This window comes from Streptomyces sp. NPDC051569, from assembly GCF_044454085.1.
GTDB lineage: Bacteria > Actinomycetota > Actinomycetes > Streptomycetales > Streptomycetaceae > Streptomyces.
Genome location: NZ_JBITDJ010000029.1, coordinates 1 through 26,683, shown reverse-complemented (window position 1 = coordinate 26,683; position 26,683 = coordinate 1). Strand labels below are relative to the sequence as shown.

24 protein-coding genes are annotated in these 26,683 nt (G+C 70.7%); 17 read left to right on the top strand and 7 right to left on the bottom strand.

Annotation, left to right across the window (positions count from 1 at the left end; genetic code table 11):
- The first annotated feature begins 30 nt into the window (after window positions 1-30).
- From ACIBAE_RS27695 to pstB, 7 genes are all read left to right on the top strand, one after another.
- Window positions 31-2,259: an RNA degradosome polyphosphate kinase gene (locus ACIBAE_RS27695; protein ID WP_399290516.1), complete on the top strand. Its 2,229-nt coding sequence runs from the start codon at window positions 31-33 to the stop codon at window positions 2,257-2,259.
- Complete coding sequence (locus ACIBAE_RS27690; RefSeq protein WP_399290514.1) at window positions 2,246-3,340, top strand: CHAD domain-containing protein; 1,095 nt, start codon at window positions 2,246-2,248, stop codon at window positions 3,338-3,340. Before ACIBAE_RS27695 ends, ACIBAE_RS27690 begins: the two co-directional genes overlap by 14 nt.
- A gap of 110 nt (window positions 3,341-3,450) precedes the next feature.
- A complete protein-coding gene (locus tag ACIBAE_RS27685; RefSeq protein WP_399290593.1) occupies window positions 3,451-3,897 on the top strand; it encodes an NUDIX hydrolase in 447 nt (148 codons plus the stop codon).
- 489 nt (window positions 3,898-4,386) lie between these two features.
- A complete protein-coding gene (pstS, locus tag ACIBAE_RS27680; protein WP_399290512.1) occupies window positions 4,387-5,523 on the top strand; it encodes a phosphate ABC transporter substrate-binding protein PstS in 1,137 nt (378 codons plus the stop codon).
- 126 nt (window positions 5,524-5,649) lie between these two features.
- Window positions 5,650-6,642: a phosphate ABC transporter permease subunit PstC gene (pstC, locus tag ACIBAE_RS27675; RefSeq protein WP_399290510.1), complete on the top strand. Its 993-nt coding sequence runs from the start codon at window positions 5,650-5,652 to the stop codon at window positions 6,640-6,642.
- Complete coding sequence (pstA, locus tag ACIBAE_RS27670) at window positions 6,639-7,715, top strand: phosphate ABC transporter permease PstA (protein ID WP_399290508.1); 1,077 nt, start codon at window positions 6,639-6,641, stop codon at window positions 7,713-7,715. The genes pstC and pstA overlap by 4 nt, the downstream gene beginning before the upstream one ends.
- A 52-nt stretch (window positions 7,716-7,767) precedes the next feature.
- Entirely contained in the window at window positions 7,768-8,544 is a 777-nt protein-coding gene (gene pstB / locus ACIBAE_RS27665) for a phosphate ABC transporter ATP-binding protein PstB (RefSeq protein WP_399290506.1), read from the top strand.
- Between the two features lie 222 nt (window positions 8,545-8,766).
- Here pstB and ACIBAE_RS27660 read toward each other — a convergent pair whose 3' ends face one another.
- Both ACIBAE_RS27660 and ACIBAE_RS27655 read right to left on the bottom strand, forming a co-directional pair.
- Entirely contained in the window at window positions 8,767-9,765 is a 999-nt protein-coding gene (locus ACIBAE_RS27660; RefSeq protein ID WP_399290504.1) for an anion permease, read from the bottom strand.
- A gap of 5 nt (window positions 9,766-9,770) precedes the next feature.
- On the bottom strand, window positions 9,771-10,391 hold the full coding sequence (locus tag ACIBAE_RS27655; RefSeq protein WP_066946263.1) for a DUF47 domain-containing protein: 621 nt from the start codon (window positions 10,389-10,391) through the stop codon (window positions 9,771-9,773).
- 214 nt (window positions 10,392-10,605) lie between these two features.
- Here ACIBAE_RS27655 and ACIBAE_RS27650 point away from each other — a divergent pair, with 214 nt between their 5' ends.
- Entirely contained in the window at window positions 10,606-10,965 is a 360-nt protein-coding gene (locus tag ACIBAE_RS27650; protein WP_399290502.1) for a metal-sensitive transcriptional regulator, read from the top strand.
- Between the two features lie 18 nt (window positions 10,966-10,983).
- Here ACIBAE_RS27650 and ACIBAE_RS27645 read toward each other — a convergent pair whose 3' ends face one another.
- Window positions 10,984-11,226 (bottom strand): hypothetical protein, encoded by a 243-nt coding sequence (locus ACIBAE_RS27645; RefSeq protein ID WP_399290500.1) that lies wholly within the window; start codon window positions 11,224-11,226, stop codon window positions 10,984-10,986.
- A gap of 289 nt (window positions 11,227-11,515) precedes the next feature.
- On the bottom strand, window positions 11,516-12,292 hold the full coding sequence (locus ACIBAE_RS27640; RefSeq protein ID WP_399290590.1) for a hypothetical protein: 777 nt from the start codon (window positions 12,290-12,292) through the stop codon (window positions 11,516-11,518).
- A 179-nt stretch (window positions 12,293-12,471) separates the two neighbouring features.
- Between ACIBAE_RS27640 and ACIBAE_RS27635 the strand changes: the two genes are divergently transcribed.
- The 3 genes from ACIBAE_RS27635 to ACIBAE_RS27625 all read left to right on the top strand — a co-directional run bounded on the left by ACIBAE_RS27635 (window position 12,472) and on the right by ACIBAE_RS27625 (window position 15,948).
- A complete protein-coding gene (locus tag ACIBAE_RS27635; RefSeq protein ID WP_399290498.1) occupies window positions 12,472-12,684 on the top strand; it encodes a hypothetical protein in 213 nt (70 codons plus the stop codon).
- Between the two features lie 91 nt (window positions 12,685-12,775).
- Window positions 12,776-14,389, top strand: coding sequence for an FAD-binding oxidoreductase (locus tag ACIBAE_RS27630; RefSeq protein WP_399290496.1), 1,614 nt, complete (start codon window positions 12,776-12,778; stop codon window positions 14,387-14,389).
- Between the two features lie 281 nt (window positions 14,390-14,670).
- Window positions 14,671-15,948, top strand: coding sequence for a sortase domain-bontaining protein (locus tag ACIBAE_RS27625; RefSeq protein WP_399290494.1), 1,278 nt, complete (start codon window positions 14,671-14,673; stop codon window positions 15,946-15,948).
- A gap of 31 nt (window positions 15,949-15,979) precedes the next feature.
- Here the strand turns inward: ACIBAE_RS27625 and ACIBAE_RS27620 are convergent, their stop codons facing one another.
- Together ACIBAE_RS27620 and ACIBAE_RS27615 are read right to left on the bottom strand one after the other, a co-directional pair.
- A complete protein-coding gene (locus tag ACIBAE_RS27620; protein WP_399290492.1) occupies window positions 15,980-16,702 on the bottom strand; it encodes a phosphatase PAP2 family protein in 723 nt (240 codons plus the stop codon).
- A 300-nt stretch (window positions 16,703-17,002) separates the two neighbouring features.
- Window positions 17,003-18,031, bottom strand: a complete 1,029-nt coding sequence (locus tag ACIBAE_RS27615) for an NlpC/P60 family protein (protein ID WP_399290490.1) — start codon at window positions 18,029-18,031, stop codon at window positions 17,003-17,005.
- 405 nt (window positions 18,032-18,436) lie between these two features.
- Between ACIBAE_RS27615 and ACIBAE_RS27610 the strand changes: the two genes are divergently transcribed.
- From ACIBAE_RS27610 to ACIBAE_RS27585, 6 genes are all read left to right on the top strand, one after another.
- Complete coding sequence (locus ACIBAE_RS27610; protein ID WP_003985768.1) at window positions 18,437-18,745, top strand: hypothetical protein; 309 nt, start codon at window positions 18,437-18,439, stop codon at window positions 18,743-18,745.
- 200 nt (window positions 18,746-18,945) lie between these two features.
- Entirely contained in the window at window positions 18,946-19,812 is an 867-nt protein-coding gene (locus ACIBAE_RS27605; protein ID WP_399290488.1) for a hypothetical protein, read from the top strand.
- Window positions 19,802-21,172: a hypothetical protein gene (locus ACIBAE_RS27600; protein WP_399290486.1), complete on the top strand. Its 1,371-nt coding sequence runs from the start codon at window positions 19,802-19,804 to the stop codon at window positions 21,170-21,172. The genes ACIBAE_RS27605 and ACIBAE_RS27600 overlap by 11 nt, the downstream gene beginning before the upstream one ends.
- On the top strand, window positions 21,169-22,722 hold the full coding sequence (locus ACIBAE_RS27595; RefSeq protein ID WP_399290484.1) for an SCO6880 family protein: 1,554 nt from the start codon (window positions 21,169-21,171) through the stop codon (window positions 22,720-22,722). The genes ACIBAE_RS27600 and ACIBAE_RS27595 overlap by 4 nt, the downstream gene beginning before the upstream one ends.
- A 173-nt stretch (window positions 22,723-22,895) precedes the next feature.
- Entirely contained in the window at window positions 22,896-24,338 is a 1,443-nt protein-coding gene (locus tag ACIBAE_RS27590) for an ATP-binding protein (RefSeq protein ID WP_399290482.1), read from the top strand.
- Between the two features lie 2 nt (window positions 24,339-24,340).
- Window positions 24,341-25,891 (top strand): type VI secretion protein, encoded by a 1,551-nt coding sequence (locus ACIBAE_RS27585; protein WP_399290587.1) that lies wholly within the window; start codon window positions 24,341-24,343, stop codon window positions 25,889-25,891.
- Between the two features lie 20 nt (window positions 25,892-25,911).
- Here the strand turns inward: ACIBAE_RS27585 and ACIBAE_RS27580 are convergent, their stop codons facing one another.
- Entirely contained in the window at window positions 25,912-26,472 is a 561-nt protein-coding gene (locus ACIBAE_RS27580; RefSeq protein ID WP_399290480.1) for a GNAT family N-acetyltransferase, read from the bottom strand.
- Window positions 26,473-26,683: the final 211 nt, after the last annotated feature.

The window sequence follows — 26,683 nt, the reverse complement described above, 5'->3', positions numbered from 1 at the left end:
GTCCTCCCCTCCGCGCGGAAGAATGGGGACATGAGTGAGCAGCCCGCCGAGGTACCGGTCCAGCACCCCCAGCCCACCGTCGGCTTCATAGCCGAGCACCGGCCCAACACGGTCGCCGCAGGCGGCACCGATCTGGAGCCGGATCTCGACGCCGACCTCGACGCGTACCACGAGGCCGGCGGCCCGGAGAGCAGCGAGCTGCCCCGTGGCCGCTTCCTGGACCGCGAGCGCAGCTGGCTCGCGTTCAACGAGCGCGTCCTGGAGCTGGCCGAGGACCCGGCCACCCCGCTCCTCGAACGGGCCAACTTCCTCGCGATCTTCGCGTCCAACCTGGACGAGTTCTTCATGGTCCGGGTGGCCGGCCTCAAGCGGCGTATCGCGACCGGTGTCGCCACCCGCTCCGCCTCCGGCCTCCAGCCCCGCGAAGTCCTCGACCTGATCTGGACCCGCTCGCGCGAACTCATGGCCCGGCACGCCGCCTGCTACCAGCAGGACATCGCGCCGTCGCTCGCCGACGAGGGCATCCACCTGATCCGCTGGCCCGAGCTGACCGAGAAGGAGCAGGCCCGCCTCTTCACGCTCTTCCGCCAGCAGATCTTCCCGGTCCTCACACCGCTCGCCGTGGACCCGGCGCACCCCTTCCCGTACATCTCCGGCCTCTCCCTCAACCTGGCCGTCGTCGTACGCAACCCGGTCAGCGGCCACCGCCACTTCGCCCGGGTCAAGGTGCCGCCGCTGCTGTCCCGCTTCCTGGAGGCCTCGCCGCAGCGGTACGTGCCGCTGGAGGACGTCATCGCGGCCCACCTGGAGGAGCTGTTCCCCGGGATGGAGGTCCTGGCGCACCACATGTTCCGGGTCACCCGCAACGAGGACCTGGAGGTGGAGGAGGACGACGCGGAGAACCTCCTCAAGGCGCTGGAGAAGGAGCTCATGCGGCGCCGCTTCGGCCCGCCGGTCCGCCTGGAGGTCGAGGAGTCCATCGACCCGTACGTGCTCGACCTGCTCGTCCGCGAGCTGAAGGTGTCCGACTCCGAGGTCTACCCGCTGCCGGGACCGCTCGACCTGACGGCGCTCTTCGGGATCTCGGCGCTGGACCGGCCCGAGCTGAAATTCCCCAAGTTCATCGCGGGCACCCACCGCGATCTCGCCGAGGTCGAGTCCGCCTCCGCGCCGGACATATTCGCCGCCCTGCGCGAGCGCGACGTCCTGCTGCACCACCCGTACGACTCGTTCTCGACCTCCGTCCAGGCGTTCCTGGAACAGGCCGCGGCCGACCCGGACGTCCTCGCCATCAAGCAGACGCTGTACCGGACGTCCGGCGACTCCCCCATCGTCGACGCGCTGATCGACGCGGCCGAGGCCGGCAAGCAGGTCCTCGTCCTCGTCGAGATCAAGGCCCGCTTCGACGAGCAGGCCAACATCAAGTGGGCGCGCAAGCTCGAAGAAGCCGGCTGCCACGTGGTGTACGGGCTGGTCGGGCTGAAGACCCACTGCAAGCTGTCGCTGGTGGTACGGCAGGAGGGCGACGCCCTGCGCCGGTACAGCCACGTCGGCACCGGCAACTACCACCCGAAGACGGCACGGCTCTACGAGGACCTCGGCCTGCTCACCGCCGACCCGCAGGTCGGCGCGGACCTCTCCGACCTCTTCAACCGGCTCTCCGGCTACTCCCGCCGGGAGACCTACCGCCGGCTGCTGGTCGCCCCGAAGTCCCTGCGCGACGGCCTGGTCTCCCGGATCAACAAGGAAGCCGCGCACCACCGGGCGGGCCGCCCCTCGTACGTCCGGATCAAGGTCAACTCGCTGGTCGACGAAGCGATCATCGACGCCTGCTACCGGGCCGCCCAGGCCGGCGTCCAGGTCGACATCTGGGTGCGCGGCATCTGCGCCGTACGCCCCGGGGTCGCCGGACTCTCCGAGAACATCCGGGTCCGCTCCATCCTGGGCCGCTTCCTGGAACACTCCCGGGTCTTCGCCTTCGGCAACGGCGGCGAGCCCGAGGTGTGGTTCGGCAGCGCCGACATGATGCACCGGAACCTCGACCGGCGGATCGAAGCCCTGGTCCGGGTCACCGACCCCACCCACCGCGCTTCACTCACCCGGCTCCTGGAGACCGGGATGTCCGACAAGACCTCCTCCTGGCACCTCGGCGCTGACGGCAACTGGACCCGGCACGCCACGGACGCGGAGGGCCAGCCCCTGCGGCACGTACAAGAAATGCTCATAGACGCCCGGAGGCGCCGGCGTGCAGCACCATGAAGTCCACACCGACATCAAGACCGACAGCGCCACCGATACCGGCACCAGTACCGGCACCGGCACCGGCACCGGCACCGGCACCGGCACCGAGCGGCTGACCGCCGGGGATGTCCTGGCCGGGTATCTGCACGGCCGGGCCGCCGACTTCCTGCGCAGCCTGCGGCAGTACAGCGAGAGCGGCCCGGACACGGCGGCGACCGAGGCGGCGGCCCTCGCGCTGCGCGGCGCCGCCCGCAGGATCAGCGGGGGCCTGCACACGTTCCGGCCGCTGCTCGACCCCGCCTGGGCGGACCAGCTCCGTACGGAACTCGGCTGGCTGTCCGGCACCCTGGCCCAGGAACACGCCTGCACGTCGCGGGCGCACCGGCTGCTCGGCGCCCTGGCCCGGCTCTCCGGCGCGGCGCCCGTCCCCGGCGCACGCACGGAGACCGCGCCCGGCGCCCCGGCCGGGGCGCTCACGGTCGGGGCGTCCCGCGCCGGGGCGCTCCTGGAACGGCAGCTGACCCTCGCCAGGACCCGCGCCCACTCGGCGGCGCTCCAGGCGCTCGGCTCGTCCCGCTTCCACGCGGTGGCGGACGCCGTGGCCGTACTGGCCTCCGAGGTGCCGCTCGCGCCCCTCGCCGCCGCCCCCGCCATCGAGGCGCTCTCCGGTCCCGTCGGGACCGTCGAACGGCAGCTGCTGGACGGCGTGGCCGTACTGCCGCTGGCCCGCGCGGCCCACGCGTACAACGCGGACGCCCTGGTGCACGGCCCGGCCACCGCACCGGACGGCGAAGCGCAGGACGCGCCCTGGCACCAGGTGCGGCAGCTGCTGCGGCTCAGCCGGTACGCGCAGGAGGTGTGGTCCGCCGGCGGCACGCCCGACCCGGTGCTGATCGGCGCGGGCCAGGCCCTGGACCGGCACCGCGACGCCGCCGAGGCGGCGGCGGCCGCCGCCAACGCGGCCCGTACGCCGCGCATCGCCCCGGCGACGGCATACGCGCTCGGCGTGCTCAACGCCGACCAGCGCATCGAGGTGGCAGCCGCGCGTTATACCTTCCAGCAGGTGTGGCAGCAGACGGCGGCGGTGAGCGCGCCATGAGCGGCCACGCGCACGAAGCCGGCAATGAGCAGCACGAGCCGCTCGCTCATCACGAGCAGCACGTTCCGCGAGAGCGGCACGCTCAGCGAGATCAGCACGAGGACACGTACATGGGCAAGGGCGGGGAGACGGCCGAGCGCCGCAAGCAGGACATGGTGCTCGCGGCGGGGTGTGTGCTCTGGCGCCGCGCGCGGGACGGCGACGGCGGCCCGGAGATCTGCCTGGTACACCGGCCCAAGTACGACGACTGGTCGCACCCCAAGGGCAAGCTCAAGCGCGCGGAGGACACCCTGACCGGGGCGCTGCGCGAGGTGCTGGAGGAGACCGGGCACCACTGCGCGCCCGGTGCCCCGCTCGGCAAGGTCCGCTATCTGGCCCAGGGCCGCCCCAAAGAGGTCAGCTACTGGGCGGCCGAGGCGACCGTGGGCGCCTTCGCCCCGAACGACGAGGTCGACAGCATCGTCTGGCTCTCCCCCTCGGAGGCCCGCGACCGCCTCACCCAGCCGCGCGACCGCCTGCTGGTGGACGCCCTGCTGAACGCGCTGCACACGGCCTGAGACGGCAGGGGTGACGGCGGGCACCCCGGGGGCGACGTCACGCGTTCCGGGGCGACCTCGCGCGTTCCGGGGCGTCCTGGCGTGGCCCGGCGCGACCTGGCGTGGCCCGGCGCGTTCCGGATGGTGGCCGCATCCCGGCGCGGGTACGGGTCGTCCTGGCGTGGCCCGGCGCGGTACGGGCCGTACCCGCCCGGCGTACCCCGCCCGGGGTGTCCCGGCGCCCCCGCCCGGGGTGTCCCGGCGCCCCCGTACCGCCGCTCTCCGTAGCCTCTCGAACACCCCCGAGTACCCCCCGTATCCACCGCCAAGCCCCCCGCACCAGGCCGTCCGCCACGGTTCACCTTCCGTTCACCCGCCTCCGTCGGTGGCTTCACCTCATCTGCCTAATTTCGGCATTACACGGTGACCGGCATAAAGCCACACCAGCCACCCGACGCACGCCGCCGTACGAATCCACTGGCCGGCGGCTCTTGGAAGGAACAACCCGAAGTGAAGCTTCAGCGCATTAACGGGCTGCGTGCCACCGCGCTCGGTGCCCTCGCCGTCTCCGGCGCCCTGGTTCTCACGGCGTGCGGCTCGGACAACAACAGTGGCGAGGCCACCAGCAGCACCAAGCCGACCGCCGCCGCGGCGTCGGACATCTCCTGTGACGGTGCCAAGGGCCAGCTCCTCGCCTCCGGCTCCAGCGCGCAGAAGAACGCCATGGACCTCTGGGTCAAGAACTACATGGCCGCCTGCACCGGCGTCGAGGTCAACTACAAGGCGTCCTCCTCCGGTGAGGGCATCGTCGCGTTCAACCAGGGCACCGTCGGCTTCGCCGGCTCCGACTCGGCGCTGAAGCCCGAAGAGGTCGCCGACTCGCAGAAGATCTGCGCCGGCGGCCAGGGCATCAACCTGCCGATGGCCGGTGGCCCGATCGCCATCGGTTACCACCTGGAGGGTGTGGACAGCCTCGTCCTCGACGCCCCCACGCTCGCGAAGATCTTCGACACGAAGATCAAGAACTGGGACGACAAGGCGATCGCCGCCCTCAACCCCGACGTGAAGCTCCCGAACAAGCCGATCCAGGCCTTCCACCGCTCCGAGGACTCCGGCACCACGCAGAACCTCGGCAAGTACCTGGGCAAGGCCGCCGCTTCCGACTGGAAGTACGAAGCCGAGAAGAAGTGGCCGGCCCCCGGTGGCCAGGCCGCGTCCGGCTCCTCCGGCGTCGCCGCCCAGGTGAAGCAGGTCGACGGCTCCATCGGTTACTTCGAGCTCTCCTACGCGACCTCGCAGTCCATCTCCACCGTCAAGGTCGACACCGGTGCCGCCGCCCCGGTCGAGGCGACCTCCGACAACGCCTCCAAGGCCATCGCCGCCGCCAAGATCAAGGGCACCGGCAACGACCTGGCGCTCGACCTCGACTACACCACCAAGGCCGACGGCGCCTACCCGCTCGTCCTGGTGACGTACGAGATCGCCTGCGACAAGGGCAACAAGGCCGAGACGCTGGGCACGGTCAAGTCCTTCCTGAACTACACCGCCAGCGAGGCCGGCCAGAAGGTTCTCTCCGAGGCCGGCTACGCGCCGATCCCCGCCGAGATCAACGCCAAGGTCCGCGCCGCTGTCGCGTCCCTCTCGTAGTCCGTCCCATCTGCGGGTGACGGCCGCCGGCCCGGTAAGCACGATTCCGGGCCGGCGGCCTTCCGCCCATCCGGTGCACCGCCGCACAGGGGAGCCCCCGGCTCCCCCACACAGACCGGAAAGACCATGGCTTCCACCACACCGATAGAAACCCCGCCGCCGCCGCCGGCACCCCGCCCGTCGGGTACCTCCACAGGCCGCGCCGGCGACAAGATCTTCTCGGGGCTCTCCCGGGGCTCCGGCATCCTGCTGCTCGTCATCATGGCGTCGATCGCGGTGTTCCTCAGCTACCGCGCCGCCATCGCCATCTCGGCGGACAAGGGCAACTTCCTCACCACCTTCGACTGGAACCCGTCGGCCAACCCGCCGGTGTTCGGTATCGCCGTCCTGCTGGTCGGCACGATCATCAGCGCCGTCATCGCGATGGTCATCGCCGTTCCGATCGCCGTCGGCATCGCGCTCTTCATCTCGCACTACGCGCCGCGCAAGCTGGCCGCACCCCTCGCCTACGTCGTGGACCTGCTGGCCGCCGTCCCCTCGATCGTCTACGGCATCTGGGGCGCCCTCGTCCTCGTGCCGTACCTCGAAGGTCTCAACCTCTGGCTCGACCACTTCCTCGGCTGGACGTACATCTTCGACAAGACCGAGGTCGGCGTCGCCCGGTCCATGTTCACCGTGGGCATCCTGCTCGCGATCATGATCCTGCCGATCGTCACCAGCGTCAGCCGGGAAGTCTTCCTCCAGGTCCCGCGCATGAACGAAGAGGCCGCGCTCGCCCTGGGCGCCACGCGCTGGGAAGTCATCCGGCTCTCGGTCCTGCCCTTCGGCCGCTCCGGCGTCATCTCCGCCTCGATGCTGGGACTCGGCCGCGCGCTCGGCGAGACGATGGCCGTCGCCACGGTCCTCTCCCCGAGCTATCTGATCTCGTTCCACGTCCTCAACCCGGGCGGCGGCACGTTCGCCCAGAACATCGCGGCGAAGTTCGACGAGGCCAACCAGCTCGGGCGCGACGCCCTGATCGCCTCCGGTCTCGTCCTGTTCATCCTCACCTTGCTGGTCAACGGCGCGGCCCGCCTGATCATCGCGCGCCGCAAGGAGTACTCGGGGGCCAACGCATGAGCCACGCAGCCGTACAGGAAAAGCAGTCCCCGCCCGCGGGCGGGAACCGCAAGAGCCTCAGCCAGCGCGCGCTCCCGAAGTGGGCACCGGCGGGCTTCGCCGCCGCCGGCATCGTCGTCGGCGCGGGCATCGGCGCCGCCGCCGGCCTGGACAGCAAGGTCCAGTGGGGCCTGCTCTCCGTCCTCGCCTTCCTGGTCATCTCGTACACCGTCACCTCGGCGGTCGAGAACCAGCGCCAGGCGAAGGACCGGCTCGCCACCAGCGTGGTCTGGGTCTGCTTCATCGTGGCCGTCGTCCCGCTGTTCTCGCTGCTCTGGACCACCATCAGCCGCGGTGTGAAGGTCCTCGACGGATACTTCCTGAGCCACTCCATGGCCGGCGTCCCCGGCTTCGAGGCCGGCGGCGGCGTCTACCACGCCATCATCGGCACCCTGGAGCAGGTCGGCATCGCCACGGCGATCTCCGCCCCGCTCGGCCTGCTGACCGCCGTCTACCTGGTGGAGTACGGCAAGGGCGCGCTGGCCAAGGCCGTGACCTTCTTCGTCGACGTCATGACGGGCATCCCGTCCATCGTCGCGGGTCTGTTCATCCTGTCGATCGTGCTCATGCTCGGTCTCCAGCCCTCCGGTCTCCTCGGCGCGCTGGCCCTGACCATCCTGATGATCCCGGTCGTCGTCCGCTCCACCGAGGAAATGCTCAAGCTCGTCCCGAACGAGCTGCGCGAGGCCGCACTGGCCCTGGGCGTACCGAAGTGGCGCGTGATCCTGAAGGTCGTCCTGCCCACCGCGATCGGCGGTATCTCCACCGGTGTGATGCTGGCCATCGCCCGCATCGCCGGTGAGACCGCGCCGATCATCCTGCTCGTCTTCGGCAGCCAGCTGATCAACGGGAACCCCTTCCAGGGTGCCCAGTCGTCGCTGCCGTTCTACATCTACGAGCAGTACCGGGTCGGCAGCGAAGCCTCCTACGACCGAGCCTGGGCAGCGGCACTCGTGCTGATCGCCTTCGTCATGATCCTCAACCTGGTGGCTCGCGGCATCGCCCGCTGGAAGGCCCCGAAGACCGGCCGCTGAGGCCCGATATCCGGCTCCGGACTATGGGGCCACGAAAGAAGCAGTGATTCAGATGGCCAAGCGAATCGATGTCAGCGGACTCTCCGCCTACTACGGCTCCCACCGGGCGATCGACGACATCTCCATGACGGTGGAGCCCCGCTCCGTGACGGCCTTCATCGGCCCGTCCGGCTGCGGCAAGTCCACCTTCCTGCGCACGCTCAACCGCATGCACGAGGTGACCCCCGGCGGCCGCGTCGAGGGCAAGGTCATGCTCGACGACGAGAACCTGTACGGCTCGAACGTCGACCCGGTCGCCGTGCGCCGCACCGTCGGCATGGTCTTCCAGCGCCCGAACCCGTTCCCCACCATGTCGATCTTCGACAACGTCGCGGCGGGACTGCGGCTCAACCGCACGGTCCGCAAGAGCGAGCTGTCGGACGTCGTCGAGAAGTCCCTCAAGGGCGCCAACCTCTGGAACGAGGTCAAGGACCGCCTGAACAAGCCCGGCTCCGGTCTCTCCGGCGGCCAGCAGCAGCGTCTGTGCATCGCCCGCGCGATCGCGGTCGAGCCGGAGGTCCTGCTGATGGACGAGCCGTGCTCCGCGCTCGACCCGATCTCCACCCTCGCCATCGAGGACCTGATCGGTGAGCTGAAGGAACGCTTCACCATCGTCATCGTGACGCACAACATGCAGCAGGCCGCCCGCGTCTCGGACCGTACGGCCTTCTTCAACCTGGCGGCCGTCGGCCAGCCCGGCAAGCTCATCGAGATCGACGACACCGAGCGGATCTTCGCCAACCCGTCCGTCCAGGCCACGGAGGACTACATCTCCGGCCGCTTCGGCTAAATCCGCCGACTCCGGCCGCTTCCCCAGGGCCGGACCCCGAGCCGTCCTGCGGTGCTGCATGGCGGTGCCACCGCAGGACGAAGGGCCCGCCCCCTCTCAGAGGGGGCGGGCCCTTTCCTTCGTCCGCTCCTGCCGGTACGGCTCCGGTGTTCCGGCCCGTACGCTCCGGCCCGTACGCTCCGGCGCTCCGGCCCGTACGGCTCCGGACCACTCGCGAGCCGGTCAGCCGAACGCGAGGTTCACGATCCAGAAGCTCAGCGCCGCGACCAGGCCGGCCGCCGGCATCGTGATGAACCAGCCGAGAATGATGTTCTTCGCGACGCCCCAGCGGACCGCGTTGACCCGCTTCGTCGCCCCGACGCCCATGATCGCCGAGGTGATGACGTGCGTCGTCGAGATCGGCGCGTGGAAGAGGAAGGCCGAGCCGAACATGATCGACGCGCCGGTCGTCTCCGCCGCGAACCCCTGCGGCGGGTCCAGCTCGATGATCTTCCGTCCCAGCGTCCGCATGATGCGCCAGCCGCCCGCGTACGTCCCGAGGGACAGCATCAGCGCGCAGACGATCTTCACCCAGACCGGGATCGAGTCCTCGGAGCCCTGCACATCGGCGATGACCAGGGCCATCACCACGATGCCCATCGTCTTCTGCGCGTCCTGCAAACCGTGACCGAGCGCCATACCCGCCGCCGAGACGGTCTGGGCTATCCGGAAACCGCGCTTGGCCTTGTGCGGGCTGGCGTGACGGAACATCCACATGATCGCGACCATCACCAGATAGCCGACGACCAGGCCGACGACCGGCGACAGGAACATCGGGATGACGATCTTCTCCAGCACCCCGGACCAGATCACGTGGGTCCCGCCGGCGAGCGCCGCGCCCACCATGCCGCCGAACAGCGCGTGGGAGGAGGAGGACGGCAGTCCGAAGTACCAGGTGACGAGATTCCAGACGATCGCACCGACCAGCGCGGCGAAGAGGATGCCCATCCCCCGCGACCCCTGGGGCGTGGCGATCAGACCTTCGCTGACGGTCTTGGCGACCCCTTGTCCGAGGAACGCGCCCGCGAGGTTCATCACCGCGGCCATCGCCAGCGCGGCGCGCGGAGTCAGCGCCCGCGTGGACACCGAGGTCGCGATGGCGTTCGCGGAGTCGTGAAAGCCGTTGGTGTACGTGAAGCCGAGCGCGACACCGATGGTCACGATCAGCGCGAAGGTGTCCACGAGATTCAGGACTCCTTGACCGCGATGGTCTCCACCGTGTTCGCGACGTGTTCGAACGCGTCGGCGGCCTCCTCCAGCACGTCGACGACCTGCTTGAGCTTGAGCACCTCCATCGCGTCGTACTTGCCGTTGAAGAGATGGGCCAGCAGCTTGCGGTGGATCTGGTCGGCCTGGTTCTCCAGCCGGTTGACCTCGATCCAGTACTCGGTGAGGTTGTTCATCGTGCGCAGGTGCGGCATGGCCTCCGCCGTCAGCTCGGCCGCCCTGGCCAGCACCTCGATCTGCTGCTCCACGCCCTTCGGCAGTTCCTCGATGTTGTAGAGGACGACGAGATCGACGGCCTCCTCCATGAAGTCCATGATGTCGTCGAGCGAGGACGCGAGGTTGTAGATGTCCTCGCGGTCGAACGGCGTGATGAAGGAGGAGTTGAGCTGATGGAAGATCGCGTGGGTGGCGTCGTCCCCCGCGTGCTCCGCTGCCCTCATCCGCTCCGCGATCTCGGCCCGGGCGGAGGAGTCCGCGCCGAGCAGTTCCATCAGGAGTTTGGAGCCCGTGACGATGTTGTCCGCTGACGCGGCGAACATGTCATAGAAGCTCGTCTCCCTGGGGGTCAGACGAAAACGCACGGGGGGTCCTCGGGTTACATGGGAATCGGAAAGGCTGATGCTAGGCGCATCATCCGGCCACGGCTAACCGGCAAGTCCCCAGTGTCGCCCATGAGGCAAGGTGGTGAGCACAGGCCCCTGTTCCCAAGCTCACAGGCGGGTACCATATACCCATGTGGGGTATATGCACCGGGGGTGGATAACCCGGTTTCGGACAGTAAAACGGGAGGAAGCGATGACGACCACCGAGGCGGCGGCTGACGCCACCGACGGCACTGACGCTCCCGTGATCGTCACCGATCACGACCGCGGGATACACGGCTACCACCAGCAGAAGGCCGAGCACCTCAAACGGCTGCGCCGGATCGAGGGCCAGATCCGCGGCCTCCAGCGCCTGGTGGACGAGGACGTCTACTGCATCGACATACTCACCCAGGTCTCCGCTTCGACGAAGGCCCTGCAGTCCTTCGCACTCCAGCTGCTGGAGGAGCACCTGCGGCACTGCGTGGCCGACGCGGCGGTCAAGGGCGGGGACGAGATCGACGCGAAGGTGGAGGAAGCCACCAAAGCGATCGCCCGCCTGCTCCGCACCTGAGCGCCGGGGCCACCACGCTCATTCCGGACGGCTCTCCGAACGGCTCTCCCGGCATTCCGGGCGGCGCTCCGCCCGGCGCGGGATCCGGGGAATCCGAGGACCGACGGGCCGCTCGGCCCGTACATCGAGGACCTCGTCGATACGGGCCGGACTGAGCCGATCCTCGTCCGCGGCGGACGCCGCGATCATCAGCTCTCCGCACCACTCGATCTCGGCGAGGGCCACGTGGTCCTGAACGGTCGGCGTAAGCAGCGGAGCCACGTGCTGTCACCTCTTCCTACTGGAGCGACTTCCTCAGGGCTGTCCCGCACCCCCTGGCAGGCTCACGACGACAGCTACGGCACCTCGCCGCGTTGTCGGAACATCCTCATACATCCAGTATGCGAATGTCCCTCCGCCTTGCGATGCACCGCATCTGACGCCGCGCGCTGATCCACCAGGGATAACGGGACAGCCCTAGCGTAGGGAGCGAGGCACGTACCGCGCATGGCACGTCCGGACCATTTCCGACTTGGTCACCGGGGTCACGGCTTGATGTGATCTTGCCGGATCACGATGTGACCTTGCCGGCGAAGATGTCGTCGCGCGGCGGCAGCGTGGCGGTGACCCGCACCCCGAACGCGTACAGCAGCGTGGTCGACGAGACCGCGACCGGGCGGCCCTGATTGACGTAGCTGAACTGGTGCCTGACCTTGCGCAGCCGCCCGGCGTCGTCCAGATACGCGTCGAACCGTACGAGGTCCTCGCCGAACCCTTTCGCCGCGGCGGCCAACGCCCCGCGCGCGTACGGGGCCGCCGCCTTCGCCGCCCGCCCGATGTCCGTGACCCCCCGGTAGTGCCACACCCGGGTCCCCGCCAGATCCTGCTCCCCGACAAAAGTCACCTCCCGGGCGGCGCGCAGCAGCTCGGCGGCGGCCAGCGGATCGGTCGCCCCGCCCGTGACCAGATTCCCGTCCTCCAGGGCGGTCGAGTCCACCCAGACCCACTTGTCGGCCGGCACCCCGGCCCCGCGGTTCTTCATGTACAGCGCGCCGGGCGACAGCAGCTCCGTGATCGGGCGGTGCTCGCTCGCGCCCGCCGGATCCTTCGGCAGCACGACCCTGAGCTGCCCCATCCGCCGGTCGAAGTCGTACCCGCCCTCGCCCCGGATGGTCACCCGGGTCCCGCCGGCCGCCATCTCCATGGACGTACGGGTCTTCGAACTCCCCGCCGTGAGCAGCACGTCGGCGGCCTTCCGGACCGACCCGGGATCACGGCCCGGCCGGTCGTCGGCCGCGGCGCCACCGCCTCCGGAGCACCCGGAACTCGTGGCGACGATCCCCGTCATGGCCACGACGGCGAATGTCACACCCTTGCGTCCCTGCTGCCGCACCACCATCGCCTGCCAACCCCCAACGCCCAACAGCCGCTTGTCCGAAGCCCACCCCGCCGGGATTAACGACGCCCCGCGTCCCCCGTCACGCCGGGGACGGATTCGGAACCCGCGGCGGCCGGTACCGTGGGTGTGTGTGCGAGCAAGACACCTCTGAACCCCCCGCTGCCACCCCGCCCCCCACGGCCTCCCCCCACACCGCCTCGACCATCGAACGCGGCTCGTTCTGCCTGGCCCGCTGCACCTGCGGCTGGTCGGGCCCCGCCCGCAGATCGCGCGACCTCGCGCGGACGGACGCCGCGAAGCACGCGGCCGACGACACCACGAACGACGCCCTCGGGTTCTGACCGCTCCGACGCGGTCCCGACTCCGGCCGATGGGTAGACGCGGGTCAGGAGAACGCGTCCGCACCCGCAGCACGGAAGCCGAGGTCGTCCTATGGAACGGCGCACACTGCTGACCGCCACCGCCGCCCTGGCCACGGCCTCCGCCGCCACCGGCTGTTCCGGCGAATCACCGGGGGCATCGGGATCGCCGGGATCGTCCGGCAGGCCGGCGGGCAGCGCGCCGCCCGCCGGATCCCCGCCCCCGACCCCCCGCGCCTCGCCCGGCCCGCCCCGTTGGAACGCGCTCGCGCGGGGGCTGGACGGGAGTCTCGTACAGCCGGACGACGCCACGTACGCGACGGCCCGGCAGCTCTACAACACCCGGTTCGACGACCTGAGGCCGGCGGCCGTCGCGTACGTCTCCGGCGAGGACGACATCGCGGAGTGCCTCGCCTTCGCCCGCGCCCACGGCACCCCCGTCTCCATCCGCGGCGGCGGCCACGCGTACACGGGCTGGTCCAGCGGCGACGGCCGGCTCGTCATCGACATCTCGGAGCTCGACGCGCTCGACCGGGCCGCCTCGGACGGCACGATCGGCGCCGGCGCCCGCCTCGGCACCGTCTACCGGACCCTCGCCGAAGCGGGCCGCACGATCCCCGCCGGCTCCTGCCCCACCGTCGGCATCAGCGGCCTCACCCTCGGCGGCGGACACGGCGTCGTCTCCCGGGCGTACGGACTCACCTGCGACAGCCTCACCTCCGCCACCCTCATCACCGCGGACGGCAGCCGCCTGACCGCCGACGCGCAGCAGAACACGGACCTCTTCTGGGCGCTGCGCGGCGCCGGGAACGGCAACTTCGGTGTGGTCACCGAGCTGCGCTTCCGTACGCACCCCGCCCCCGAGACCGTCGTCGCCTTCCTGAGCTGGCCCTGGCCGAAGGCCGGAGCGCTGCTCGACGCCTGGCAGAAGTGGGGCCCGGACCAGCCGGACGAGATCTGGTCCGCCCTGCATCTGTCCGCCGGTCCCGGCGGCGCCACCCCCACCCTGTCCCTCTCCGTCCTGTCCCTCGGCGACGAGGCGGATCTCCACAACGCCCTCGACCGCCTCGCCGACGGCGTCGGCCCGGCGACCTCCGTATCGCTGCGCCGCCGGAGCTACGGGGACGCGATGCTGGTGTTCGGCGGCTGCTCCGACCTGACGGAAGCCCAGTGCCGGCTGCCGGGCAGCACCCCCGGCCGCGGCGAACAGGGCGTGCTCCGGCGCGAGACCTACGCCGCCGCCTCCGACTTCTTCGACCGCTCCATCGCCCCGGCCGGACTGCGCGCGCTCGTCCTGACCGCCGAGGACTTCACCCGTATCCCGGCGCCTCGGGACGGCGGCGACGGCGGGGCCGGGGGCGGTTCGCTCGTCCTCACCGCGCTCGGCGGCGCGGTGAACCGCGTGGACCCGCTCGCCACGTCCTTCGTCCACCGCCGCTCGCGGGTACTCGCGCAGTACGTCGCCGCCTGGCGGCCGGGCACCTCCGGCTCGGCCCAGCGGGCCTGGCTGCGCGGCACGCACGAGTCGATGCGCCGGTACGCGTCGGGCGCGGCGTACCAGAACTACGCGGACCCGGCGCTGACCGACTGGCGCACGGCCTACTACGGCCCGGCGGCGGAACGGCTGGCCCGGCTGAAGCAGCGGTACGACCCCGAGCGCCTGTTCGACTTCCCGCAGGCGCTGTAGCGGGCCGGCCTGCCGGGGCGGGCCATGTCCTGGGGCCTACGCGGGACGGGCCGCCGTCCCCCGTACGGTCCACCGAAGTGGCCGTGGAGGCCGCCTGACGGTGGCCTGGGCACGGGGGCGAACCGACTCGGCAAGGCGGGACCCATGCACAGAAACGGACTCCGGACGGCCGCGCGCGCGGCGGTCACCGTTCTCCTGCTCGCGCTCGGCGGCGCGACGGCCGCCGCCGTGGAAGCGCCGACCGGGCCGGAGCGGGCGGCCATGCCCGGCTGCCCCGGCCGGTGCGCCCTCGCCTGGGCGTCCGCGATCGGGTTTCCGACGACGGCACCGGGTGTCACCGCCGACAGTGGTCAGCCGCAGGACCCGCCGGCCGCCGCATCGACGAGCCCCGTGGTGTCGGGGACGATTTCGTCCACATCGAGGGCGAGGCCACCGTCGGCATCAGCGCCGACACGGACACCGACCCGCACACGGACGCCGACACCAACACGGACACCGGTACGGACACCGGCACGGACACCGGCTCCGGCCGCCACGTCCGTACCGGCGACCCCGGCGACCCCCGCGACCCCCGCTCCCGCGACCTCGCCCACCACGGCCGCCGCGACCCCGACAGGCGGCGGCGCGTCCATCGGCGCCCTCCAGATCACCCCGTCCGGAGCGGCACGCGGAGGCGCGGTGCACCTGACCGCCATGGAGTCGTCAGGCACCTCCGGAACGGCCGGAATCCTCCTCGCCACCGGCGCCACGGCCGCTGCCGCCGCCGGCACGATCCTCGTGGTGCGCCGCGCCCGGCGACGCGCCACGGGTGGCCGGCACTGACCGGAACGGCGGGCCGGGCGGACGCACCGGACCCGTCAGATGACGCGGACCCGTCAGGCGAGGCGAACCCGTCAGGCGAGGCGGGCAGGGCGGCCCGGCCGGTCAGGACGGACCGGCGGATCACGGTCCTCTTCACCGTCGCGGCGCTGTGCGCCCTGGCCGCCGTACTCCTCCAGCTCTTCCCCCGGCGGCCCGCACCCCCGCCCGCGCCCGCCGCCGAACCCCGCGTCGTCCGGGTCACGGACGCGCCCTCCGCTCCCGTACGGCTGCGCATCCCGGCTCTCGGTGTCTCCGCCGACGTACTGCCGCTCGCCCTCGACGCCGAGGGCGCGCTGGACGCGCCGGGCTTCCGGAACGCGATGAAGGTCGGCTGGTACGCCCTGGGCCCGCGCCCCGGCGAGCGCGGCCCGGCCATCCTGGTCGGCCACCGGGACGCTCCCGCCAACCCGGGCACCACCAAGGTCACGAACGGCCGCGACAACATCCGGAACGCGGTCTTCGCCAAGCTGGGCCGGCTGCGCCCCGGCGACCTGGTCGAGGCGGAGCTCGGGGACGGGCGGCGGCTGCCGTTCCGGGTGACCGCCGTCGACACGTACCGGACGAAGAGCTTCCCGACCGGGCGGGTCTACGGTCCGGTACCGCAGCCGCAGCTACGACTGATCACGTGCGGCGGACTCATCGACGCCGACGGCCACTGGGATTCCAACGTGGTGGTCAGCGCGGTGGCCGCCGGGTAACAGCCCGGCGGGGCCGCCCGGGCCCCGGCGCTCAGGCGGCCAGGTTGTTGTCGTCGGGGCGCGGCTCGGGGATGCCGAGGGGTCGTGTCCCGCCGAGAGCCTCCCCCGTACGGTCCGCGTCCCGCGCGGCCCGCGACCGTACGAGCCGACCGACCCGCGCCGAGCGGCAGACCGCCGACAGCAGCGGCGTCAGCAGGGCCAGGGCGAGGGGGGTGAGCAGCAGGGCGACCGCCGTACCGAGCGCGAAGCCGCCGATCACATCGGTCGGGTAGTGAACCCCCATGTAGACGCGGCAGAAGCCTTCGAGCAACGCCAGCCCGATCGCGGCGAGACCGTAGGTGCGGTGGGCGATGAAGATGCCGACGCCGACGGCCATCGCCATCGTGGCGTGGTCACTGACGAACGAGAAGTCCGTCTTGCCCGCCACCAGCACCTCGATGCCCTTGTGGTCGATGAACGGCCTCGGCCGTTCGACGAAACCCCGGATCGGGATGTTGACCAGCAGCGCGACCCCGGCCGCGAGCGGCGCCCAGACCAGTCCGGCGACGGCGGTGACCGAGTCCTCCGCGCTCCCGCGCCGGCGCACGCTCCACCAGCAGCCGATCACGAGGAGCACCATCGCGGCCATGATTCCGTACTCGCCGGTGAACTCCATGACGCGGTCGAACCACGACGGGGCTTCCTTGGCCAGTCCGTTGATGTCATAGAGCAGGCTGACGTCGGGGTTCGACCCATCCAGTACGAGTCCAGCCATATCCACGGCCCCTTGCCTTGTCGCCCGCCACGGGCACACCACCGTGTGCGCCGTTTCCACCAACCCCCGTGGTCAGTCAGGAACATGCTGCGTGATCAATACCGCGCTTGTCGTCCAGGGAACGGCGTTCTCACCGCTTACGTTCCACTCTCCACCGAACGATCACCATGACGTTATCGAAGAGTGACACATCGTCGCAGCTCAGAGGGCGGACTCGACGGAGAGTTCCGGCCACCGGCAGTCTCTCCCGGCGCCTTACGGTTATTCAGGAACACGCGCGGGAGATCTTCGTGGTTCCGGCTATCCGGCGGCCGGCCGGTTCTCGGGCAGGGCGGTCGGCAGCGATTTCGCGCCGTCCTCGGTGACCCGGGTGGCGCCGAAGTAGTCCGGCGTATCGATCTTGTCGAAGCGGATGACGGCCCCGGTGTACGGCGCGTTGATCATGTACCCGCCGCCCACGTACAGACCCACGTGGTGGATCGCCCGCGAATTGGTCAGATCGTCCGAGAAGAAGACCAGATCACCGGGGAGCAGCTCGGCCCGCGAAGGATGCTCACCCGCGTTGTACTGGTCGTTGGCGACGCGCGGCAGCTCGATCCCCACCGTCCGGTACGCGGCCTGCGTCAGCCCGGAACAGTCGAACCGGCCGCCCTGGTCGGCCGTACCGTTACCGCCCCACAAATAGGGCGTACCGAGCTTCTGCTGGGCGAAATAGATGGCCGCGGCGGCCTGTTTGGACGGCGCGACCCTCCCCACGGGCCGGGCGAAGCTCTTCTCCAGAGTCCGGATGATCTTGACGTAATTCTGCGTCTCCCGGTACGGCGGCACGCCCCCGTATCTGATGACGGCGTACGCCCCCGCGTTGTACGAAGCCAGCATGTTGTCGGTGACATCACCGGGCACGTCCTTGACGTATCCGGCCAATTCGCAGTCGTACGAGGCGGCGGACGGAATCGCGTCGGCCGGATCCCAGATGTCCCGGTCCCCGTCCTCGTCGCCGTCGATCCCGTGCGCGGCCCAGGTACCGGGGATGAACTGCCCGATCCCCTTGGCGTCGGCGGGAGACTGCGCGGTGGGGTTCCAGCCGCTCTCCTGGTACAACTGCGCGGCGAGAAGAGCCGGGTTGATCGCGGGACAGAGATTGCCCCACGCCTGCACCAGCGGCTGATAGGCCGCCGGCACGGCTCCCTTGGCCAGCCCGACCGCCCCGCCACCCCCGCCGGCGATCCCGGCGGCGGCGGAATAGGTCCCGACGACCAGCAGCGCGACGAAACTCAGACACAGCCCCCCGACGGCGGCCGCGACCAGCCATGCCTTACGCACCGTCATACACCCTTCGCGTCAGGGCCCCTGTCGAACGCCAGTGTAGGTGCGGAGGGGGCTGATCAGGGGGTGGACGGCGAGGACGTCGCAAGAGGCTCCCCGGATGACCGGAAGTCGTCGCGGCCGCCGGACGGACGCGCCGCCACCCCGCCCTCGCCACGCGGTCACCCGCAAAGGTGTAACAACGACAGTCATTGCCCGGAGTCACGCTCCGTGATACACAGAGTAACCATACGCGTGCGCGCACAGCCGGTCCGCGCCAGGTCAGGGCGCTGAGGTCGGTCATATGTGCGGGGATCGGGTAAAGAGAGCCGCCAAGAGGCATACGAGCGCGGTTCCATCAGCGAAGATAGGAAGCGACCCATGCCATCAGGCGTGGGCGTGAACGACCCAACAGGGGCGGTGAGTTATATGTACCTGGCGGCCGAAAAGGGCGACATCACCACCATCATCGGTGGCATCGCCCCCAACTGGGGACCTTTCGGAACACTGGGCAACGAGGCGCGGGTGATGATCGAGGTCGTGATGGCCGTGGCCATCCTCCTCTGCCTCGGCATCGCGATCTGGGGCGCGGCCAAACAGCGGATCGGAGCGACGGCGCTCAGGGACACGTTCAGCGCGGAACAGGGCAAGGGCCTGATCGTCGCCGGGCTGACCGGAGTCTTCATCATCGGCTCACTCGGAACGCTCTTCACCATCGTGTACGGGATGGCCGTCTGACCCGCCCGTCACCTCCCACACCACCCGTCCGTCGCGCCCACCGGCTGAGGTTGCGTCTCCCTGATGTCGAGTCACCACACCGCGCCCGCGCGGCCACCAGCACGGCTACCGTCGTACGGAACGGTTCCCGCACGCACCCAGGACGGTGCGGACAGCGCGGGCACCACGCGACCGCACACGGCTGAGGGGGCGTACGCGGCATGAGCTACGGCGACGACCACGGCTACGGTTCCGACCCGGGCCGTACGGACGACAGCTACGGCGGCTCGGGCCAGACCCGCACCCGCCTGCCCGACGGCAGAAGCGGCGACGGATACGGCGGACCCCGCCGCCCGGCGCGAAGCTCCCGTTCCCTCATCACCGTCGTGGGCGTCGTGGTCCTCCTGGTCGCGGCCATCGCCTTCGCCAACCGGGGCGGCGGGGACGACCACGCCACCGGCGGCGGCGCGAAGGGCGCCACCTCGGGCCCGGGCGCGGCCCCGACGACGGCCACGGGCGTGAAACCGGTGACCGGCGGGACCGGCACGATCCCCTCGGGCTTCGCCCAGGACGAACAGGGCGCGGCCAGCGCGGCGGCGAACTACGCGGTGGCGCTGGGCTCGGACGGCATGTACGAGAAGGAACAGCGCCGCGCGATCGTGAGCGCTGTCTTCGCACCCGACGTGGCACCCGCTCACGAGGACGCCCTGGACAAGGTGTACTCGAGCGCGAGTTTCCTCAGCGGCATCGGCCTGACCGTGGACGGCAAGGCTCCGGTCGGAACGACCTTCGTCTCCCGGACCAACCCGGTCGGTACGAAGGTGGAGAAGTTCAGCGCCACCAGCGCCAGTGTCGCGGTCTGGTCCTCGGCTCTCTTCGGGCTGTCCGGCGAGGGCTCGACGAACCCCGTGTCCGAGAGCTGGTACACGAACACCTTCGCACTGAAGTGGGTCGACGGTGACTGGAAGGTCACCGACTTCACGCAGAAGGAAGGCCCCGTGCCGGTCGGACGGGACCAGGCCGCTTCCAGTGCACAGGAGATGGCTGACGCCGTTCAGGAGTTCGGAGGGTTCACGTATGCCCGTTAAGCGCGCCCGTGCCGTCTCGCTCACCGCGTTGGTGACGGGCCTTCAAGCCACCGCCGTACTGATGGCGACCCGTGCTTCGGCCGCCCCGACACCGACCCCCGCCGCGAGCGAGGACCCCTGCGAGCTCATTCGCGGTCCCGCCCGCCAGTACTGCGACCAGGGGAACGGTGCCGGCGGCTCCCCCAAGATCGGCGGCCTCCCCAACGACCCCGCCGACGCCCTCGACCCCCTCTCCTCCCTCGCCCGCGGCTGCGCCGATTCCGCCGCCTGGGTCGTCAAGCAGCTCTCGGCGGCCGTGAACTCGACCGCCAACGTCGACTTCACCAACGGCGCGTTCCTCTCCCGCTACGCCATCGTCTTCGCCGCCGCCACCGTTCTCACCCTCGTCCTGTGGCTGCTCGCCGTCGCCAAGCGCGCCATCCGGGGGGTGCCGCTCACCACCGCCATCTCCGAGGCCGTCGGGTTCCTCTGGCTCACCGTCCTGGCATCCGCGTTCACGCCGCTGATCCTCTACACGGTCGTCTCCGCGACCGACGGCGTCACCGAAGTCATCGCCTCCGGCACCGGCGGACAGACCGACGTGTTCTTCGGCGCGTTCTCCACGGCGCTGCAGAAGGGCACCGACATCGGCGGCGGGCCCATCATGCTCATCGTCGTGTCGCTCGTGACGATCGTCGCGGCCGGCGTGCTCTTCCTGGAACTCTTCATCCGCGCCATCCTGCTGTACGTCGGCGCCCTCCTCGGCGTCATCGTCTACGCGGGTCTCGTGGACAAGAACATGTGGGGCCATGTCCGCCGCTGGGCCGGCATCATGATCGCCGTCATCATGGTCAAACCGGTCATCGTGATCGTCCTCAGCCTCGCCGGCGCGCTCTCCTCCCAGGACGGCCCCGACGCGTTCTCCGCCGTCGTCACCGGCCTCGCCATCATCCTGCTCGCGATCTTCGCCTCCGCGATGATCTACCGCTTCGTGCCCGGCTTCGGCGACGAGATCGCCTCCTCCCGGTCCAACCGCAAGCAGGCCACCAACGGCGCCCAGGCAGCCGCCATGATCAGCTCTCCCGCCGCCCTCGTCTCCCAGGGCATCAAGACCCACAGCAGCCGCAACTCCGGTCAGGGCGACGGCGGCGGCCAGGGCGGCGGCGGACGCCCGGCCAACCCCATCTCCGGCGGTGTCGCCGCGCACAGCTCGCGCGGCTCCGCCCCGGGAGGCGGAACGGGCGGCGGGACGGGCGGCGGAAACGTCCCCTCCGCCGCGCCCCCGCCCCGTAACAGCGGCCCCACCAGTGGCACCCCGCACAGCTCGCGCGGCACCGGCGGCGGCACCGGCAACAACAGCACTGGAGGGGGAGGGCGTTGACGACCCAGGCCCAACCGATCGCACCCCGCCGTACGTATCTCATCGGCCGCGCCCGGCCGAACGCGATCGTCGGCAAGAACCGCGAGACCGGCGAGATCGCCCTGATCATCGCCGGCGCGTTCATCGGCATGATGTGCGGTCTGCTGGTGCCCGTCCTGTCCCTGCGGATCGTGACGCTGACCGGCTTCCCGCTCATCGCGCTCGCCGCGGTGTACGTGCCGTACAAGCACCGCACGTTCTACAAGTGGTTCGAGATCAACCGCAGCTTCAAGCGCTCCCTGCGCAACGGCACCGCCTACCGCTCCCCCGCCATGGAATCCGGCACCTCACTCGACGGCCGCGAGGTCGAGGTCGGCCCGCCGCCCGGCATCGGCCGCATCAACTGGCTGGCCGCGCCCTTCGGCCCGGACGAGATCGCCGTCCTGCTGCACGCCGACCGCCGCACCGTCACCGCCGCCATCGAGATCGAGGGCCCCGGCGTCGGCCTGCGCGACAGCGAGGACCAGGAAGCACTCGTCGACCGCTTCGGCACCCTCCTCAAGCACGTCGCCAACGGCGACGGCTACGTCACCCGCCTCCAGATGCTCGCCCGTACGCTGCCCGCCGACCCCGACGCGCACGCCAAGGACGTCGCCCAGCGCGGCGACACCTCCTCGCCCGGCTGGCTCCAGGACTCGTACGACCAGCTCCAGTCGATGGTCTCCACCTCCAGCGAACAGCACCGCGCGTACCTCGTCGCCTGCATGCACTTCACCCGCGAACTGGCCTCCGAGGCGCAGACCATGGCCCGTGCCGCGCGCCAGGCGAGCGGCACGAGGAAGCTCGACCGCGACGCCGGGCTCGCCGTCGTCATGGCCCGCGAGCTCACCGACATCTGCGCCCGGCTCGCCGAGGCGGACATCCGGGTACGGCAGCCGCTCGGACAGGGCCGGCTCGCCTCCCTCGTGCACTCGATGTACGACCCCGACCACCCCATCGACCACATCCAGGCCATGACCAAACGGAACGCCTGGCCCGCCGAGCTCGACGCGATGGAACCGACGTACCTCCAGGCCAAGACCCGCGAGTCGTCGACCCGCGCGCCCTGGTGCCACTCCACCGCCTGGGTCAAGGAGTGGCCGATGACCCCGGTCGGCGTGAACTTCCTCGCCCCGCTGCTCGTCCACACCCCCGACGTCATCCGCACGGTCTCGGTCACCATGGACCTCGAACCCACCGAGATCGCCATCGAGCGGATGCTCACGGAGAAGACCAACGACGAGGCGGAAGCGAGCCGCGCCGCCAAGATGAACCGCACCATCGACCCGCGCGACATCGCCGCGCACGGCCGGCTCGACCAGCGGGGTGAAGATCTCGCCAGTGGTGCGGCGGGGGTCAACCTCGTCGGGTACATCACAGTGTCGTCCAGGTCGCCCGAGGCCCTGGCCAGGGACAAACGGACCATCAGGGCCTCGGCCGGCAAGTCGTACCTGAAGCTGGAGTGGTGCGACCGCGAGCACCACCGCGCCTTTGTGAACACCCTGCCGTTCGCGACCGGCATCCGCCGCTGACCACCGCCCCACCCGCACGACCGGCCGCACGACCGAGCCGTACGACCGACCCGACTGACCCGACCGACCTGGTGCACCCACCCGGCACAGCCCGACCGACACCGCCCGACCGACACCGCCCGACCGACACCGCGAAACGCCGCTGATCACCGACGAGCCGAAAGGGGCCTGTGATGCGAGATCCACTCTCCGCCCTCACGGAGGCCTTCACCAGCTTCCTCTTCGGGAAGGTGGAGACGACCCGGCTGCCCGTCCGCACCTCGACCGGCCAGGCCCAGGCCGTCTATCTGCCCACCGCGGCCCCCGGCCTCGGCGACTCCGGTGTGATCATCGGCCGCGAGGTCTACAGCGGCAAGGGCTATATCTACGACCCCTTCCAGCTGTACGGACAGCAGCTGCCCGCCCCGCACTGGCTGGTCCTCGGTGAGTCCGGCAACGGCAAATCGGCGCTGGAGAAGACATACGTCCTGCGCCAACTGCGCTTCCGCGACCGGCAGGTCGTCGTCCTCGACGCCCAGGGCGAGGACGGCCACGGCGAGTGGAACCTCATCGCGCAGGAGCTGGGAATAACCCCCATCCGGCTCGACCCGATGGCCGCCCTCGACGGCGGCATCCGCCTCAACCCGCTCGACCCGGCGATCACCACGACCGGGCAGCTCGCCCTGCTCCGCACGATCATCGAAGTCGCCATGGGGCACGGCCTGGACGAACGCTCCGGCTTCGCCCTCAAGGTCGCGCACGCCTACGTCAACGAGACGATCGTGCAGCGCCAGCCGGTGCTGATGGACATCGTCGAGCAACTGCGCCACCCCGAGCCCGAGTCGGCCGAGGCCATGAACGTCGACCTGGACGACGTACGGGCCTGGGGCCTGGACGTCGCACTCGTCCTGGACCGGCTCGTCGACGGTGACCTGCGCGGCATGTTCGACGGCCCGACGACCGTCGGCATCGACCTCGACGCCCCGCTGATCGTCTTCGACCTCTCCCACATCGACCGCAACTCGATCGCGATGCCGATCCTCATGGCCATCGTGGGCGTCTGGCTCGAACACACCTGGATCCGCCCCGACCGCAGGAAGCGCATCTTCCTCGTCGAGGAAGCCTGGCACATCATCAACTCCCCCTTCGTCGCCCAGCTCTTCCAGCGCCTGCTGAAGTTCGGCCGGCGTCTCGGCCTGTCCTTCGTGGCGGTGGTCCACCACCTCTCGGACGTCGTCGACGGCGCGGCCGCCCGGGAAGCCGCGGCCATCCTCAAGATGGCCTCCACCCGGACGATCTACGCCCAGAAGGCCGACGAGGCCAGAGCGACCGGCCGCGTCCTCGGGCTGCCCCGCTGGGCCGTCGAGATCATCCCCACCCTCACCCCCGGCATCGCCGTCTGGGACGTCAACGGCAACGTCCAGGTGGTCAAACACCTGGTAACCGAGGCGGAACGGCCGCTGGTCTTCACCGACCGCGCCATGACCGAGAACTCCGAAGCGTCGGACGCCGCCGACGCCCTGGAAGCCGGCCTGCCCGAGGACCTGCGGGCCGCCGAGTGGGAGGCGGAGCAGCGGGCTTCCCTGCTGGAGCGGCAACGGCTCCTCAACGAGTCCTCCGAGTCGACGGTGGCGTGACCATGCCGCGCCACCACGACCCCCACCACGACAACCGGCACGCCGACCGGCACGACGGTCAGCGCCAGGGGGGCGTGCCGGACGGTCTGCTGGTGGGCCTGCTGGTCTTCCTGCTCGGGCTCGCCGTCCTGGTCTGGACATCCACCGGACTGGCCGGACTGTTCGCCCACGGCGGCTGGCCGGAAGCCGTCACCTTCGGCCGCACGCCGGCGGCGATACGGCAACTGGTCTCGAAGCCGCACGATCTGGCGGCGGCCTGGCCGGCCACCCCGCCCGCCCAGCTGTCCGGATACGGCCTCTTCTGGGGGCTGCTCATCAGTCAGCTCATGGTGCTGACGGTCCTCACGATCTTCGTCCTCGGCGTCACGGCCCGCTATCGCGCGGTACGCACCCGGCGGCGCGAGCGGCTGCGGTACGAGGCGTACGAGCGGGACGCCGCCTCCCAGGCACCCGAGGCACCCCCGGTATCGGCACAGGCACCCGCGATCGGCGCTCCCGGCAGCGGGGACCTGCTGACGAAACCCACCGCCCCCACCAGCACCATGCCCGGCCCCGGCCCCACTCCCGGCAACGCGCCGGTCCCCGGCCCCGTCCCGGCGGTTCCGGCACCCCGCCTCGCGCAGGCTGTCCGCTACGGCGACCCCCTCACCCTCCGCCCTGCCGCCGTGCAGGCCATCCTGGACGCCGAGGGGCCCGTTCTCGTCGTCACCTCCGACCCCGCCGTGTGGGCCGGGACCAAGGACGCTCGGGCCAAGCTCGGCCCCGTGCTCGTCTATGACCCCGGGCACCTCTGCGACACGCCCGCACGCCTCCACTGGTCTCCGACCGCCGGCTGCGAGGACCCCGACACCGCCGGGGCCCGCGCCGCCGCGCTGCTCGCCCCCGTACGCCCGCACGCCCTGCTCGACGCGGCCATGGCCGACACGGCGCAGACCCTCCTGCGCTGCTGGCTGCACGCCGCCGCCGTGGACGCGCGACCGTTCCGGCAGGTGCACCGCTGGGCGCAGGGTGGGGGCGCCCACGAGGCGGTACGGATCCTCCGCACCCACCCCAAGGCCGCCTCCGGCCTCGCGGGGCTGCTGGAGTCCGCGCTCACCGCACACCCCGAACGCCGCGCGGTCGCGTGCGAACTGACGGCCCGTGCGCTCTCCGCTCTCTCCTCGATCCACATCCGTGAGGCCTGCACCCCGAACCGAACCGACGCGCTCATCCTGGATTCTTTCGGGAACGAGGGGGGCACGCTCTATGTGGTGGGTGAGCCGATCGAGAATCCCCGGTCCCACCCCGGCGCGATGCCACTGCTCACCGCACTCACCTCCAGCGTGGTCGAGCACGGCTGCCGCATGGCCGCAAGGTCATCTGACGGTCGGCTCGACCCACCAATGACCCTCGTCCTCGACGACATCGCCGCCGTGGCCCCGCTTCCCCTGCTCCCCGAGCTGCTGGTCCCCGGCCCGGACCGGGGACTGCCCACCCTGGTCCTGCTCCGCTCCCGCGAACAGGGCCGGGACCGCTGGCCGCACGCCGAACTGCCGCTCCAGGAAACCCCGTAGGGCCTGTCCGGCACCGGTTGTCAGGGCCGCGCGACCGCCAGCTCCAGCTCCTTCACCAAGGAATCCTGCTCGAAGGGGGCCGTCCTCCCGGTCGGCACGAACCCGCTCCTGCGGTACGCGGCGTGGGCCCGCGGATTCTCCTCGTGGACGTACAGCCGCACCCGCTCCAGCCTCGGTTCCTCCAGCGACCACGCCCAGTCGAGAGCGGTCGCGATCAGCTCCCCGATCAGCCCGGTGCCGCGCCGTTCGGGGCGTACGTACACGCCGACGAGATGCCCCTGGGTCTGCTCGGTCCGCACCCCGAAGAAGTCGGTGCCGCCGGCCTCCTCCACGAACATGGTCACGGAGCCCGACCAGCAGCCGTCCGGCGCCTCGGCGATGAACTGCGCGGTCGCGCTGACACCCCGCAGGGGCGCGGTACCCGCCGCCCGCTCCTGCCAGTACGCGTCGGTGCGCTGGACGGCCTGCTCATACGTCTCCAGAAAGGCGACGGGAGCTGCGGGATCCCGCAGCGCGGCCAGCCGGATCTCCTTGGCCTTGGCCCACTCGTCGGCCCGTACGGTGCGCAGCACGTGATTCATGCACCGATCTTCCGGACGCAGGCCCTGGCCCGCAACGGGTTTTCCCCAGGTCCGCAGGTCCGCGAACAAGAGCCACGGAAATACGGTCGTGTCCTGAATAAATGGCCGTGAACGCAAAAAGGCCCCGCACCATAAGGTGCGGGGCCTTCCCACAATAATTGTTCGGCGGCGTCCTACTCTCCCACAGGGTCCCCCCTGCAGTACCATCGGC